The sequence below is a fragment of the Sphingobium sp. IP1 genome (genome assembly GCF_002708645.1).
Classification (GTDB): Bacteria; Pseudomonadota; Alphaproteobacteria; order Sphingomonadales; family Sphingomonadaceae; genus Sphingobium; species Sphingobium yanoikuyae.
Genome location: NZ_NOIW01000125.1, coordinates 1 through 14,045, shown reverse-complemented (window position 1 = coordinate 14,045; position 14,045 = coordinate 1). Strand labels below are relative to the sequence as shown.

Annotated in this window: 17 protein-coding genes; 11 read left to right on the top strand and 6 right to left on the bottom strand. The window is 66.3% G+C overall.

Going from position 1 to position 14,045, the window contains the following annotated elements:
- Positions 1 to 198 precede the first annotated feature (198 nt).
- From CG471_RS25890 to CG471_RS25880, 3 genes are read right to left on the bottom strand one after another with little or no spacing between them, the layout of a single operon-like run.
- Positions 199 to 3,516 carry an error-prone DNA polymerase gene (locus CG471_RS25890; protein ID WP_037509350.1) on the bottom strand — a complete coding sequence of 1,106 codons (3,318 nt, stop codon included), beginning with the start codon at positions 3,514 to 3,516 and terminating at the stop codon, positions 199 to 201.
- Complete coding sequence (locus CG471_RS25885) at positions 3,513 to 5,072, bottom strand: DUF6504 family protein (protein ID WP_037509352.1); 1,560 nt, start codon at positions 5,070 to 5,072, stop codon at positions 3,513 to 3,515. Before CG471_RS25885 ends, CG471_RS25890 begins: the two co-directional genes overlap by 4 nt.
- Entirely contained in the window at positions 4,993 to 5,724 is a 732-nt protein-coding gene (locus tag CG471_RS25880; RefSeq protein ID WP_004212811.1) for an ImuA family protein, read from the bottom strand. Before CG471_RS25880 ends, CG471_RS25885 begins: the two co-directional genes overlap by 80 nt.
- Before the next feature lie 192 nt (positions 5,725 to 5,916).
- Here CG471_RS25880 and CG471_RS25875 point away from each other — a divergent pair, with 192 nt between their 5' ends.
- Positions 5,917 to 6,342, top strand: a complete 426-nt coding sequence (locus CG471_RS25875; protein ID WP_037509379.1) for a DUF1810 domain-containing protein — start codon at positions 5,917 to 5,919, stop codon at positions 6,340 to 6,342.
- Positions 6,343 to 6,495: 153 nt separating this feature from the next.
- Here the strand turns inward: CG471_RS25875 and CG471_RS25870 are convergent, their stop codons facing one another.
- A complete protein-coding gene (locus tag CG471_RS25870) occupies positions 6,496 to 6,909 on the bottom strand; it encodes a thermonuclease family protein (RefSeq protein WP_004212806.1) in 414 nt (137 codons plus the stop codon).
- Between the two features lie 296 nt (positions 6,910 to 7,205).
- Here CG471_RS25870 and CG471_RS30825 point away from each other — a divergent pair, with 296 nt between their 5' ends.
- Together CG471_RS30825 and CG471_RS25865 are read left to right on the top strand one after the other, a co-directional pair.
- Entirely contained in the window at positions 7,206 to 7,370 is a 165-nt protein-coding gene (locus tag CG471_RS30825) for a hypothetical protein (RefSeq protein ID WP_004212805.1), read from the top strand.
- The gene (locus tag CG471_RS25865; protein ID WP_230588557.1) at positions 7,354 to 7,938 is read left to right on the top strand and encodes a hypothetical protein; all 585 of its coding nucleotides are present in this window, start codon (positions 7,354 to 7,356) and stop codon (positions 7,936 to 7,938) included. Before CG471_RS30825 ends, CG471_RS25865 begins: the two co-directional genes overlap by 17 nt.
- A gap of 111 nt (positions 7,939 to 8,049) precedes the next feature.
- Here the strand turns inward: CG471_RS25865 and CG471_RS25860 are convergent, their stop codons facing one another.
- Positions 8,050 to 8,475, bottom strand: a complete 426-nt coding sequence (locus CG471_RS25860) for a hypothetical protein (RefSeq protein WP_230588558.1) — start codon at positions 8,473 to 8,475, stop codon at positions 8,050 to 8,052.
- Between the two features lie 179 nt (positions 8,476 to 8,654).
- Here CG471_RS25860 and CG471_RS25855 point away from each other — a divergent pair, with 179 nt between their 5' ends.
- The 8 genes from CG471_RS25855 (at position 8,655) to CG471_RS25825 (ending at position 13,520) form a co-directional block, all read left to right on the top strand.
- Complete coding sequence (locus CG471_RS25855) at positions 8,655 to 9,047, top strand: DUF3768 domain-containing protein (RefSeq protein WP_004212795.1); 393 nt, start codon at positions 8,655 to 8,657, stop codon at positions 9,045 to 9,047.
- A 3-nt stretch (positions 9,048 to 9,050) separates the two neighbouring features.
- Positions 9,051 to 9,464, top strand: coding sequence for a hypothetical protein (locus CG471_RS31520; protein WP_230588559.1), 414 nt, complete (start codon positions 9,051 to 9,053; stop codon positions 9,462 to 9,464).
- Between the two features lie 2 nt (positions 9,465 to 9,466).
- Positions 9,467 to 9,643, top strand: coding sequence for a hypothetical protein (locus CG471_RS30820; protein ID WP_004212791.1), 177 nt, complete (start codon positions 9,467 to 9,469; stop codon positions 9,641 to 9,643).
- A gap of 27 nt (positions 9,644 to 9,670) precedes the next feature.
- Positions 9,671 to 10,435 carry a ParA family protein gene (locus tag CG471_RS25845; protein ID WP_004212790.1) on the top strand — a complete coding sequence of 255 codons (765 nt, stop codon included), beginning with the start codon at positions 9,671 to 9,673 and terminating at the stop codon, positions 10,433 to 10,435.
- The gene (locus CG471_RS25840) at positions 10,435 to 11,331 is read left to right on the top strand and encodes a ParB/RepB/Spo0J family partition protein (RefSeq protein WP_004212789.1); all 897 of its coding nucleotides are present in this window, start codon (positions 10,435 to 10,437) and stop codon (positions 11,329 to 11,331) included. The genes CG471_RS25845 and CG471_RS25840 overlap by 1 nt, the downstream gene beginning before the upstream one ends.
- 59 nt (positions 11,332 to 11,390) lie before the next feature.
- Positions 11,391 to 11,603 carry a hypothetical protein gene (locus tag CG471_RS25835; protein WP_230588560.1) on the top strand — a complete coding sequence of 71 codons (213 nt, stop codon included), beginning with the start codon at positions 11,391 to 11,393 and terminating at the stop codon, positions 11,601 to 11,603.
- Between the two features lie 253 nt (positions 11,604 to 11,856).
- On the top strand, positions 11,857 to 12,387 hold the full coding sequence (locus tag CG471_RS25830; protein ID WP_004212787.1) for a CopG family ribbon-helix-helix protein: 531 nt from the start codon (positions 11,857 to 11,859) through the stop codon (positions 12,385 to 12,387).
- Positions 12,384 to 13,520: a relaxase/mobilization nuclease domain-containing protein gene (locus tag CG471_RS25825; protein WP_004212786.1), complete on the top strand. Its 1,137-nt coding sequence runs from the start codon at positions 12,384 to 12,386 to the stop codon at positions 13,518 to 13,520. Before CG471_RS25830 ends, CG471_RS25825 begins: the two co-directional genes overlap by 4 nt.
- 21 nt (positions 13,521 to 13,541) lie before the next feature.
- On the opposite strand, the gene CG471_RS31035 is transcribed toward CG471_RS25825, so the two are convergent.
- A partial coding sequence (locus CG471_RS31035; RefSeq protein WP_218964289.1) for a hypothetical protein occupies positions 13,542 to 14,045 on the bottom strand: 504 nt, incomplete at its 5' end.

The following is a 14,045-nucleotide window of genomic DNA, read 5'->3' as shown; positions in this document are numbered from 1 at the left end:
CCATACCGGTGTCGCAGCGATTGTAATCCCTTGTTGGGCGGCCACGAAGGTTCGCAACGAGCAAACGGCAGGTTCCGAAACAAGCTGCCGTTAGAAGCCCGAGCGGTGAACGACGCATTTTGGTCGGCAACCGACGCCGCGTGAGCGGCAATTATCCTCGAAACCCGGCTTTTTTGCCGGACGTTCGGCTACCGGCCATCAGCGGAAGTCTCGCGGCTTGATCTTGATGCCCTCGGTTGGCTGGCCCGGGATGATACCCGATCCTAACCGCAGATCGGGGATATAGATGTCGCGAGGGTCTCGACCGAGCGGCCGCTGCTCGCGGTCGCGCGGGTCGGGTGCCATCGGGTTCCTGACGATATCCGCACGGCTCACCCGGTAGATATCGGCGACGTCGGTGCGGCGTCCGACGCTCGCCAGCATGCCCGACAGATCATCGAGCCGCTGCGCAATGACATGGATCACCTCGCCTTCGCGCTGGACCTGACCGCGCACCCCCATCATCGACGCGCCCAGGACAGTGCGGCGGTTCTTCTCGAAGACATTGGTCCATACGACGAGATTGGCGACATCCGTCTCATCCTCGAGCGTGATGAACATCACGCCCTTGGCGCTGCCGGGCTTCTGGCGGACCAGCACCAGCCCGGCCAGTTCGATCCAGCGCCCGTCGCGCGTGGTGCGCAACTGCTCGCAGGTGATCATCCGGCGCGCCTTGAGCTCGTCGCGCAGGAACGCAACCGGATGCGCGCGCAGCGACAGACCTGAGGCGCGATAATCCTCGACCACCTCCGCGCCTTCACCCATCTCGGCCAGGATGACGCTGGGCTCAATCGCTTCCTCGCGCAGCTTGCCGGCCCGCTCGTCCGCTGCTGCGAACAGCGGCAGCGCCGCGTTCCCGAGGCCCTTCACCGCCCAGAGGCCCGATCGCCGGTCGGCGCCGAGCGATCCGAACCCGTCGGCATCGCCAATCCGGTCCAGCGCGCCGCGCCCGACACCGGCACGGTGCTGGATTTCCTCGATGCTGGTATAGGGCCTGCCGCCCCGCGCGGTGATGATCGCCGCTGCATCCGCATTGGCCAGATCGCGCGCCATGCGCAGGCCGAGCCGCACCGCCTTGTAGCGACCGCGGCCCTCTTCAAGCGTGCAATCCCAGCGACTGGCATTGACGTCGATCGGGCGGATCTCGACGCCATGCTCGCGCGCGTCGCGCACGATCTGCGCCGGGGCATAGAAACCCATCGGCTGCGCATTGAGGAGGCTCGCGCAGAAGGCGTCGGGATGATGGCATTTCATCCAGGACGAGGCATAGGCGATCAGCGCGAAGCTGGCGGCATGGCTTTCGGGAAAGCCATAAGAGCCGAAGCCTTCAATTTGCTTGAAAGTTTTCTCGGCGAACTCCTGATCATAGCCCCGGCCAACCATGCCGCTGATGAGCTTGTCGCGGAAATGGCTGACGCCGCCTGTTAATTTGAACGTCGCCATCGCACGGCGCAGCAGGTCCGCCTCGCTCGCCGTAAAGCCGGCGCATTCGATCGCCACGCGCATGGCCTGTTCCTGAAAGAGCGGCACGCCGAGCGTCTTTTCCAGCACGCGGCGCAATTCCTCGGTCGGATAGGTCACCTCCTCCTCGCCGTTGCGACGGCGGCGATAGGGATGGACCATGTCGCCCTGGATCGGGCCGGGCCGCACGATCGCGACCTGGATGACGAGATCGTAGAAGGTTTTGGGCGCCATCAGCGGGATCGAGGCCATCTGCGCGCGGGACTCGATCTGGAAGACGCCCAATGTGTCGGCCCTGCGGATCATCGCATAGGTCGCGGGATCCTCGGCCGGGATGGTCGCGAGGTCGTGCCGCAGCCCCTTGTCGTTCTCGAGAAACTCGAACGCGCGGCGCATGCAGCTCAACATGCCGAGCGCAAGCACATCGACCTTCATGAAGCCGAGAAGATCGATATCGTCTTTATCCCATTCTATCACCTGGCGATCGTCCATCGCCGCCGGTTCGATCGGCACCAGTTCGTCGAGACGGTCACGGGTCAGCACGAAGCCACCGGGATGCTGGGACAGATGACGCGGGGTGTCGATCAGTTGGCGGGCGAGGTCGAGCGTCAGCGCGAGGCGCGTGTCGCTCAAATCGAGGTTGAACTCCTGCGCGTGCTTCTCCTCCACCCCCTCGCGGCTATAGCCCCAGATCGCCCCGGCCAGACCCGCCGTCACATCCTCCGACAGGCCGAGCGCCTTGCCGACTTCGCGCACCGCGCCGCGCGCCCGGAAGCGGGTCACGACGGCGGTGAGCGCCGATCGCGTTCGGCCATAGGTCTCGTAGATCCACTGGATCACCTCCTCGCGCCGCTCATGTTCGAAATCGACGTCGATATCGGGCGGCTCGCGCCGCTCGGCCGACACGAAGCGTTCGAACAGCAATTCCGAGCGCACCGGATCGATCGAGGTGATGCCGAGGACATAACAGACCGCGCTGTTCGCCGCCGACCCGCGCCCCTGGCACAGGATCTCGCGCCGCCGGGCCTCGGCCACGATCGCATGGACGGTCAGGAAATAGGGGGCGTAATCGAGTTGCCCGATGAGCTGGAGCTCATGTTCGAGCTGCCGGCGCACCTTGTTGTCGACGCCTTGCGGATAGCGCATCGGCGCCTTCTCCCAGGTCAGCCGTTCCAGTTCTTCCTGCGGGGTGCGGCCGGGCACCTGGATCTCGTCGGGATATTGATATTTGAGCTCGTCGAGACTGAATGCGCAGCGCCTAGCGAATTCCACGCTGCGCGCGACCGGGCTGCTATCCTTGAGATAGCGCCGGAACAGCCGCGTCATCTCCGCGCCGGTCTTGAGATAACGGTCGGCGAACCGCTCGCGCGTGCGGCCCAGCGTGTCGATCGTGCATTTCTCGCGGATGCAGGTGACGACATCCTGCAGCTGGCGGCGTTCGGGCACATGATAGAGGACGTCGTTGGTCGCGATCGTCGGCACGCCTGCGGCGGCGGCGATCCGCGACAGGTCGCGCAGCCGGATTGCGTCCTTTGGCCGCCGCCGGACCGACAGCGCCATATAGGTGCGCTCGCCAAACAGCCGCTTCGTGCGCGCCAGCGCGGCCTGCGTCGTGGCATCGGCCCGGTCGGGGACGAGCATCGCCAGCAGTCCCTCGTTCCAGTCGGCCACATCCGACCAGTCGAGATGGCAGGCCCCCTTGCCCGCGCGCGTCTTGCCGATGCTGAGCAGTCGGCACAGGCGTCCATAGGCCGCCTTGTCGGTGGGATAGACGAGGAGGGCAGTGCCATCGGTGAGATCGAGCCGGCAGCCGACGATCGCGCGGACGCCGGTCTGCCGCTCCGCGTCCCATGCGCGCACGATCCCGGCGACCGAATGGCGGTCGACGACGCCAAGCGCGGGCATCTCCATCGCCGCTGCCGTCGCGAACAGATCCTCGGGGCTCGATGCCCCGCGCAGGAAACTGAAATGCGTTGTCACCTGCAGTTCGACATAGCCCGGTTTGCCCGCGCTCATGCGAAGGCGCCGTGGATGAACCAGCGCATCGGGCCGGTCGCGGCGCTCTCGCCGTCGCCGGCGCGGAACAGCCAATAGCGGCCGCCACTCACCGTCTCAACCTGATAATAATCGCGCACGCTGAGCGGCTGTCGCCCCTCGATGCCGCCATCGCGCCACCATTCGCCATGCAGCCGCTCCGGACCGTCGCCCTGCGTCACCCGGTATCGCTTGCCGCGCCAGATGAACATGCGCGGTGCATCGTCGGGCAACAGCGCGATCACCTCGATCGGTTCTGGTTTGGCCAGCATACGCGCCGGGCGGGGCAGATCATCGTCCCATCCCATGCCGCGCGCCTCACCCAACGCCGGCGCGCCGGTCGCGGAGCGTTCGGGCATGCCGCTCGGGCAAGGCGCCATCCGGTGCAGGTTTCTGGAGCCGAAGCGGTTGGCGAGCGTATCGACCAGCGCAGCCAGATCGGCCCCGCGCCGGCCCAGCTGTTCGAGGCTTTCGCCCTGTCGCGGCGCGGCCGCCTCCATCAGCGAGACCAGCAGCGTCATCGCCTCGATGCCAAGACCCGGTTCAACCGTTTCGATCTTCGCGCAGAGCAATTTGGCGAGATGCCCCGCATCCCGGCTCGGCGTCGCCGTCCCGATGCGGATGACCTGACAATGGCCATCGACACGGTGGAAATAGCAATCGAGACGCCTGCCTCCGCGTCCTGCGCGGACAAGCTGTTCGACAATGTCGGCGACGAGATCGCCGATCACCTGGGCGAAAGCCTCGGGCGTCGCGATCGGCTCCATGAAACCGCGCTGCGCCCGCGGCATCTGTTCCGGAAAGATCGGCTCTATGGGTTCGGCGACCTGTCCGATGGCCTGGTCGAGACGGCGATGCAGGCTGCGGCCAAACCGCTTGGCGAGCGGCGCGCGGGGTGCGCCGAGCAGTTGTTCGACCCGCTCGAAGCCAAGCTTGCGCAGCCCCTCGACGATTTCGGCTTCGAGCCGCAGCGCCGGGATCGGGAGCAGCTCCATCGCCCTGCGATGCTGCCCCGGTTCGATGACGACGGGCCTGCCGTCGCGGACATGCCGTGCGACCGCGTGCGCGCAGCCCGCCGTGTCGGCGACCGCGATATGCACCGCGACGCCGAAGGCCGCGATGCGGCGATGCAGATCCTTGAGCAGGGCGGTTTCGCTGCCGAAGAGCGAGGCGCAGCCGGTGATGTCGATCCACAGCCCGTCCGGGGCGTCGGGCGCCACGATCGGCGAATAGCGCTGCCCGGCCCACAGGGCGAGGCGCCGCAGGCCGTCCATGTCAGCGTCGGGCAGCGCGTCGATGACCTCCAGTTCGGGCGCAAGCATCCGCGCCTTGGTGACGGTCATGCCGGGCATAACGCCGAGCGCGCGTGCGGCAGCATCCACCGCCGCGACGATCCGGCGGCCATGGTCAGGAATTGCGGTGACGAGCGGTCCGTCGGGCGTGGTGCTGCAACGCCCTTCAGGCGGCGATTTGGCTGTCGCCCGCCGCAGCCGGTCGGTCGACCAGTGCGGCAGGTAGACCGATACGACCCGTCGCATCGCAGCCCTCCACAATCCATGCGTGCGGATTACCGCCGCGTACGCGCTCCAGCGCCAGCTGCCATCGCGGACGGCCAAGGCTCGGGATGCCGAGATCCTCGCTCGGGCTCGCGGTCACCCGCCAGCGCGTGATCGCCGCCGTGCCCTCGGCCGCTTGCGCGACTTTCGACGCGCGCCGGAAGATGAAAGCCGGCACGCCCGACGCTTCGGCTGCGAGCTGCAGCCGCTTGGAGGCGGTGGTGCTGTATTTGCCGATCTCGCCCACGACGCCGCCGATCCCGGCATGGCGCAGGCATTCCTCCATCGCGAGCAGCACATTAGTGTCGCTGCCCGCCTCGACATAGATCACCCGGTCAGGATGCAGTCCCGCGAGGTGGAGCGCGGGGGCAAACAGGTCGCGCCATCGCAGGCACCACAGCACCGGCCCCTCCATCCGCGCGAGAATGCCGGCCAGGAACACCGTCGCGCTTGCATCGTCGGCAAGGTCTGGGCTGCCCGCGACCTCATGGAGCGCGCCGCCGGCAATACCGCCGCCCGGCAGGCGCGCGTCGATCGCCTCGATCCCGAACGGCGTGGTTGCGTGGCATACGCCTTTGCCCTCGATCTGCGCAATATGCGCTCGCAGCTGATCAAGGACGGTGGCTTCACGCATGGCATTCAAAAGACTCGGGGTTTGATATGTTCTCTTTTTGTTCATACTGCTGCGATCGAGAGTCAAGCACCGGGTCCGTTCCGACTTGTTGACAGGAGGGCCCAAGTTGCGGGGGAGTAGGCATTTCATCTTTGAGAAAAAATTTTGCGGCCGGGCGGCGCGCGCCTGCGCGCAGGCTATGACGGCATCATCATGACCGCCTCTTTCGACCTTGACCGATTCGTCGCCGCACAGGCGCAGATCTATAACACGGCCCTTGGCGAGATCCGCCGCGGCGCCAAGCGCAGTCACTGGATGTGGTTCATCTTTCCGCAGATCGCCGGTCTCGGGTCGAGCGAGATGGCGCGGCGCTACGCGATCGCATCACTCGACGAGGCGCGCGCCTATCTTGCGCACCCGGTGCTGGGTGCCCGGCTGCGCGATTGCGTGGCGGCGCTGCAGGACCTCACCGGCACCAGTGCCGAGGCGGTGTTCGGTGGCATCGATGCGCTGAAGCTGCGCTCGTCCCTCACCCTGTTCGTCGAAGCCGGGGGCGGGGGGCTGTTCACGGCCGCGCTCGATCGCTGGTTTGGCGGCGAGGCCGATGCAGCGACGCTGGCGCGCCTGGCCCCGCGCTGAGGCGAGGAACCGCTCGCGCGTCGATCGGTTCTAAAAGACGAGGCCGCTTGTTTCCCCCCGCTCATGCGGCCCCTGATACGGACCCGCCGGTTCCCCCGTTCCGGCGGGTCCATTTCTTCCTCTTTCTGGACCTGAGCATAGGCGCCGTGACGCCTATCGCGCGCGGCACCAGTCGGGCTTGGGCTGGCGGCGCAGCCAGGGCCGTGCTGCGCCGATGCTGATCAGCCTTGCGGCCAGATCGCGCCCGTCGAGCGTGACGCGCGCGACAGTGCGATTATAGCTGCGCCCGATCCGCTCGAAGCGGATCGTCTTGCCATCGAGCAGGGCTTTCGCCTGGCGGGTCGCCGCCTTGCCGCGCGCGAGCTCGGCAGCGCATTTGGCCTGGCCGGCGCGGCTCTCGGGCGCATCGATATCGGCGATCCGAATCCGCTCGCCACTCATCAGGCGAAAGGTGTCGCCGTCGGTCACAGAGCGGATTTTGCCGGTCGCGGCGGGGAGCGCTGCCGCGCTCGACAGGGAGCAAACGAACAACAGGGCTGCGAGGGCGTGTCGGTAGGAAAGGGTCATCGGCCCCGCTCTAGCCGTCCTGACCATCACGAACAAAGGGGCAACCGGCGCGGCGTGCATCCTGGGCGACGGGGTCGGTGGCGGGACGTCTCATGCCGGCCGACGGGATCACCCCGCTCTTTGAGGCGCAATCCTTGGTCGCTCCCGCGGACCTATTCGATCAACCCGTAAAGGGTCCGTACGCTCACGCTACGGCCTTTTGCCGTGCCGCCAAAAGGTGATCGCGGCCACGGGAGCGACGCTTCGGGCGCCAGTCGAGCGGGGATGAACCCGCCGGCACCACAAGGAGCCTCGATATGTTCACCGATCTTGGGACCGCCCGCAAAAGCGCACTCACTCTCTCGAAGACCCTGATGGCCGCCACGATGGTCATCGCAATCGGAACGCAGTTCGCCGTCATCACCGCCGACGACTTCGATGGCGACGTCGCCGTGCTCAACGAATATGATCCCTTCGCCTGACAATCAGGCGGGGGCTGCCGCCCCCGCCGCCTTTCGAGATCCGTTGCCATTGGAAGACCTGCCGAGCCAGACCAGCGCCCATTATCTGCACTCGACCCTGCGCGAGCGCATTGTCGAGCATGTCTTTGTAGGCGAGGCGCTGCGGCGTCTATGGCAGCGCGGGATTACCGGAGTCGAGGTGCTGCGCTCGGAGTTCGATGCCGGCGGCTATGATCTGGTGATGAGCTACAAGGCGATTACCCGGCATATCCAGTTCAAGACGGTGACCTTGGGCGGGCGGGCGCCGCGCGTGACCGCAAACCTCAAACTCATGGAGAAGCCGAGCGGCTGCATCATCTGGATCGTGGTGTCACCCGACCTCGATCTCCTGTCCTATCTCTGGTTCGGCAATGCGCCCGATGTGCCGTTGCCCGATATTCGCGGCTTTCCGGTCGCACGCCATGCCAAGGGAACGGCGCAGGGCAAGAAGAACGAAAGACCGATGCACCGGGTGATCGCCAAGGGACAATTCGAGAAGGTCGCGACGCTCGATCTGATCCTGACCAGATTGTTCGGTCCGCTGGATTGAGGGAGGTCGGGGCACCGGCTGCGCCGGACCGGGCTCTAGGCTGACGCCCCGAGCCCCGTGCCGGGTCTCGGCCCTGCCGGGTAACGATCCCTTGCTGGAAAGGCGATTGCTCTAGCGGGCGGTCGGCCCAAGCAGCGTCTCGGCCGTGACCGGCGCGACGCCATTGGCGAGGCCCTCGGCGAGGCCGGGATCGCCCAGCAATGTTCGCCATGGACCGCCATAGCCGGGCGAGGCCAGATAGAAGGCCGCACCGTCACAGGCGACCATGCGGCAGCGCTCCTGTACGTCGATGAGCGAACCGCTGCTGCCATGGCGCGCGACCATGTCGTCCAGGTCGACACGCATCAGCGCCCCGCACCGCCGGCATTGGCTGCGCACCAGGACTTTGTGCCGCTGCATCGCGCCGATGCTGCGCAGCGCGACAGGCCAGAGGATGTGAAGAGCAGCGGTCATCGGGCAATGATAGTCCGCGTCACCGTCCGGTCCAGCATTCTGATGCCCGTCCAGCGAAATCACCTGTTCCTGTGTGCCGCCCAAAGCTCGGGTGTCATCACCATGTCCGGGTCTCGCCGAGGCGCTGTCCCGCGCAAGCCCGTGGCCGGGCTTCTCCACTGCCGTTGCGACCCTACGGGTGCGCGAGCCTGCTGTGCCCCGGCGCGCCGGCCCGTGTTGAAAGACCCCGATCGGCGGGGTTTCGAACGCACAGGACAGATCGCATGCCCGAGCATCAGAGCCATACCTCTTCGCAGCCCGATCGCACTGCAACCATCGCCCAGCTCAATGACGCGCTGCGCCGCTCACTCACCCAGCCAGGCCATAACCGCGTGGTCATGACCATCGGCGTTCAGAGCCTGATCGGCGACGTCAGCCTGTTCCGCAACTTTCAGGCCCGGGCGCAATTGCTGCGCACCATCCGCGACTATGACAGCTTCGGTCCCGACGTGGATCCGCATGGCGAGCGCGATTTCGGCCGGTTCACCTTCCGCGACGCGGTGCTCTACTGGAAGATCGACTATTATGACCGCGCGCTGGAGTTCGGCTCGCCCGATCCGACCGACGAGAATGTCACCACGCGCGTGCTGACCATTCTTCTCGCGCAAGAGTATTAAGCCATGCTGGCCCCGCGCGGCGGGGCCAGCCCTCCTCATGAAGGCGGTGCCGGGCAACGTCTGCTCGAGCAGACTTTGGTGCGCGCTGCGCCGGTCGTGCCGGGGAGACGCCTCATCGCGACCGTATTGAATTCAATACGGTGGGCGCGGATCATCCGGGCAGCGCGAGAGGAGAGAGAGCATATGGTGACGGAGGGGCAGGGGAGCGAGGAACGGCGCTCGGCCTTTCTGCAGCTGCGGGTCACCCCGCAGATGCACGCCGCGATCGCGAGGCTCGCGCTCGACCACGATAATATCACCATCCGCGCGCTCGTCATGAACGCGCTGAAGCAAACCTATGGTCTTGATGTCCCCGATGCGGAACTTCGCGACCAACGCGGCCGGCAGCCCCGGCCCGCGGCTGCTGCAGGAGACTGATCATGGCGGAATATTTTTCCCAGCATCCCGATCACGCGATCCTCTTCGGTTTCGCGTGCTTCGCCTTCACCGTCTATCTGTTCCGCGATGTCGGCCCCCGGTTCGGCAGCGGCGGCGGGGACTGGTCGGCGCGCGACCATTATGAGCGCAACCTTCGCAACGGTGGCGACGATTTCTGAGCGCGGCGCCTGGCAGGGAAACATGATGTGAAGACCATCGTCATCAGCCTGCTCAAGGGCGGCGTCGGCAAGACCTTCTTTGCAACCCATCTCGCCTGGTATCTGGCCGAGCAGGCAGGGCGGCGGGTCGCGTTCATTGATCTCGATCCGCAGGGATCTTCGACCCGCCGGCTCGCGAAGGAACGGACCGGCTGGTTTTCCGCCGACCTGTTCGATCCCGACGCAAAACTGGCGCTGGACGACGCAGCCGGCATCACCGTGTTCGCGGCCGATCCGCGTCTCCAGATGGTCAAGGCCGCGCAGGACGTGCATGACTTTATCGTCCGCTTCCGCGAGCTGCCTCACCACTTCGATTATTGTGTGATCGACACCGGACCCAAATGGGACGAGCTCACCTTGAGCGCGATGGCGGTCGCGGACGAAGTCATCGCGCCGGTTCAGGTCGCCGAGGATTCGCTGGAATGCGCCAAGATGCTGCTGACCGCGCTCAAGAAGGCCGAGGGCGCGCGCGGCGGGCGCAAGGTCAATTTCCTCGGGCTGCTGCCCTCGATGGTCAATGCCTTCGACAAGCGGGACATGGACAATGCGGTCAAGCTCACCCAGGCGGTCGGCCCGGCGCTCATGTTCCCGGCCTTCGTGAAGGCGCGCCCGACCTACAAGCATTCGGCCGAGAACCATCATGCGGTCTGGCATGAAACGGGCAGCGGCGCCAAGGCGGCCTCGGACGAGATCCGCTCGATCCTCGCCGAAGTAGAACGGCGCGTCGATGCGCGGGCGAAGGAGAGCGCCTGATGGGCAAATTCGATCAGCGCGCCGAAGAGTTCGGAATGCTCGTGGGCGCGCATGAGAGCGCACGGCGCGTCGAGGACTTGCCGCTCGACTGGGTGATGCCCGACCCCGGCAATCCGCGCACGCACTTCGACGAAGTGGAACTCGCCGAGCTTGCAGCGTCGATCGAGGTGCGCGGCGTGCTGCAGCCGATCATCGTTCGCCCCAGGAATGCGGACGGCAAGCATGTCATCCGCATGGGCGAACGGCGCTACCGCGCATCGCTCGCGGCGGGCAAGACGACCATTCCGGCGATCGTCAGCGAAGCGGGGGAGGGCGGTGACGTCCTCGCCGATCAGATCGTCGAGAATGATCAGCGCGCCAGCCTCTCGTCGCGTGAACTCGCGCTTGGCGTCGAGCGCATGCTGGCGCAGGGCAAGACCCAGGCCGAGATCGCCAAGGCGCTCGGCCGGTCCAAGCAGTTCGTCTCGCTCTACGCAGCCTATGGCGAGATGGAGCCTTATCTGCGCGAGGCGATCGACAAGGCCCCCATCCGCGTCCTCTACGATCTCCACCGCGCCGCCCGCAAGCATCCGGTCGAGGTGCGCGGGTTCGTCGCAGGACTGGGCGAGCGTGGCGTCACGCTTGCCGAAGGTAGCCGGTTCATTGCCTCGCTCAAGGGTGCGGTCGATGCCGGTTCCGCGCCTGCGCCCACCGCGCCGGCAGCCGTGCCCGCCGCACCATCGCCAGCCAAGCCGACGGGCCGGGCAGGGCACGCGCGTCCGATCGTGGCGCCCAGCCCCGTCAAGGTGATGGTCGGCGCCCGATCCGCCCGGCTCATATTGCCCGAGCGCGTTCGGGTGGTGTTCGATGACGGCGATGAGGGTGAGGTCGCCTCGCGCGATCTGTCGTTCGAATGAGCGCTGGACTGGAGTAGGCTGTTTCTCAACCTGCGATGAGTCGCTTCGCGCAAGGAGGCATGATGACCGGCGAACTGGACGATATCTGCGCACAGGTGGATTGCCCGAAATGTGGAGCCGAACTGAGTGTTCCGTACCGGCAGATGCGCTTGCAGAAAGCCGCTGCCTGTTCCTGCGGCGCGATGATCCGGCTCGAGGATGATACGCCGATCGCGGCCATCCAGCGCTTGATCGACGAGGCCAACCCGCCGCACCCGGACAATGATGGGTAGCGCTGGCCCCGGCCAACAGCACCACTCACTCCGCGTCAGTAAGCTTGAATTTTCAGATCGAATGATGGCGGCATCCCTCCTTCAGGGATGCCGCCATTTTCTTTTCAACGATCATTTCGGGCTTGCTTGCGCAGCCGGTGAGGCGCTTCTTCCAGAGAGGCTGCGAGTCTGCTTGAGCAGACTATGGAAGGGGTCAATTAAGGTGAGGGCCGGATAGGCTTGTCGCCGGGGATGTTTAACAATAGGATGGCGCATGGCTTTTTTCGGCCTCCGCCTGCCCGATGATCTCGCGGCGCGCTTCGATGCGATGGCAGCCTCCCGCGGCGGCCGCTCGGCACTGCTGCGTGGGCTGGTCGACGAGGCGCTGCGCACGAACGCGGACGATGTCGTGGTGCCGGCGCCTCGCGAGCGCACGACGGGCCGGGTCGAGGTTCGCCTGACCCCGAGCGACCTGGCCTTGCTCGATGCGGCGGCGGAGGCGCGTGGCCTCAAGCGCACCGAATGGATCGTTGCCCTTTTGCGCCGGCGTCTCTTCGGCAAGGCACCGCCACCGCGTCCCGATCGCGCGGCGATCGCGCAGTCCTGGCGCGAGCTCAACCGCATCGGCATCAACCTCAATCAGGCGGTCCACGCTCTGCACGCCGCGACGATGGTCGATTCCGGCCTCGACCTCGCACGGGAGGCCGCTCGCGTTGCGTCCTTCCGCGATGATGTGGACAAGAAGCTCGCGGCGCTGGGCCAGGCGCTCAAGGGCGATGCGAGCTATTGGGATACGCCGGCATGAGCGGCGGCGACGAAGACGTCCTGCCGCTCCCGAGCCTGATGGAGGCCTGGCGCCCGCCGAGCGGCGGCAAGCGTACGTTGAAAGGCGCGACGTTGCGGATACGGGGCGGCCGGAGCAGTGCGGGCGGTGATGGCTCGGCCATGCTCACGCCCGCGCAGGCGCGCGCCAAGCTCGAGCGCATCGTGCGCAAGGCGCCCGAGGTCATGGTCAAGATCTCGGGCAAGCAGCGGGGGCCTGCGCATCTCTCCGAGCATTTCGGCTACATCTCGCGGCATGGCAAACTCGAGGTGCGCAGCAGTGAAGGCGAGATCATCACCGACGAGAAGCGGCTGAAGGCAATCGCCAGCGACTGGGCGATGCTCGACGATGCGATGAACCCGACTGGACGCGATCGGCCGACGTCGATGTCGATGGTGCTGTCGATGCCGGGCGGCACGACCGATGCCGCGACCATCCATGACGCAGTTCAGGCTTTTGCCCGCGTCGAGTTTGAGGGGCAGTTTGCCTATATGGTCGCGCTGCACACCGACACGGACCATCCCCATGTTCATCTGACCGTCGCCACCCAGGGCGAGGACGGCACCCGGTTCAATCCGCGCAAAGCCGACCTGCATCATTGGCGTGAAAGCTTTGCGCATGAGCTGCGCGAGCGGGGGGTCGCCGCCGAAGCCACGCCGCGCCGGGCGCGGGGCCATGTCCAGAAGCGCATCCGCTCTTCGGCGCGGCATCTCGACGCGCGGACCGACGGCCTTGGCGCAGGAGAGGGCAAGGGGCTCGACATTCACCGCCTGACCGAAGAGCGCGCTGAAACCTTCGCGAACTCTGCCGAGCCCGAACGCAGGGCCGAGGATGTGGCGGCGCTTGGCCGTCAGAAGTTCATTCGTGCGACCTATGCGCAGGCGGCCGCCGCGCTCGCGGCAACGGGCAAGGAAGAGGATCTGGCGCTGGCGCAGGATGTGACCAGCTTCGTGGCCGCCATGCCGCCGGCCGTGTCCCGGCGCCTTGCCCGTGCGCGTGAGATCATGATGGCGCAGCGCGCAGCCGGGCAGGGGGAGCGCACGCCAGAGATGGGATCCAAGGCTGCGGACAAGCCAGACCGGGAGCCGCACAAGCCGCGTGACCGGGAACGCTGAGCGATCGGTTGCGCCGCGCCGCTAGTTGGGCGGGGCGCTGCGGGCCGCGAGGGTACGTAGCATCGACACCCATTGGTCCAGGATTTCGGCCTGATCGGGATCGGTCTCGCGCGTGACGCGCGCATAGACGCTCAGAGCGCCTGCAAATTCCTCCAGGGATGCGACGCCAGCGCGCGCCAGTAGAGCGCCGATGATCCCGAGGGTCCCGCCGATCGCGCTGACGACCGGATCCTTGTCTTCAGGCTCCATCAAAAAGCTGGAGAGACGGACAGACGTCCACCAAAGCTCAGGTCGTTGATCACGCTCCAGTTCCCTTTGTCGAGCGCCCGCGCCACCCCGAAGCCATCTTCTCCGGACAGCCGGCGGCACGCCCTGAATTATGAGGCGTGCCGGCGTTGGAACCGGTTGTGGTTTAGCTGAGGTCTTTTCTCTCCTGCAAACAGGCGCACGATGGTGCTGCACGATGAAGGGAGATGACACGATGACGAAGAAGATCACGAACCCCGAGATACTGGCGATCCGGGC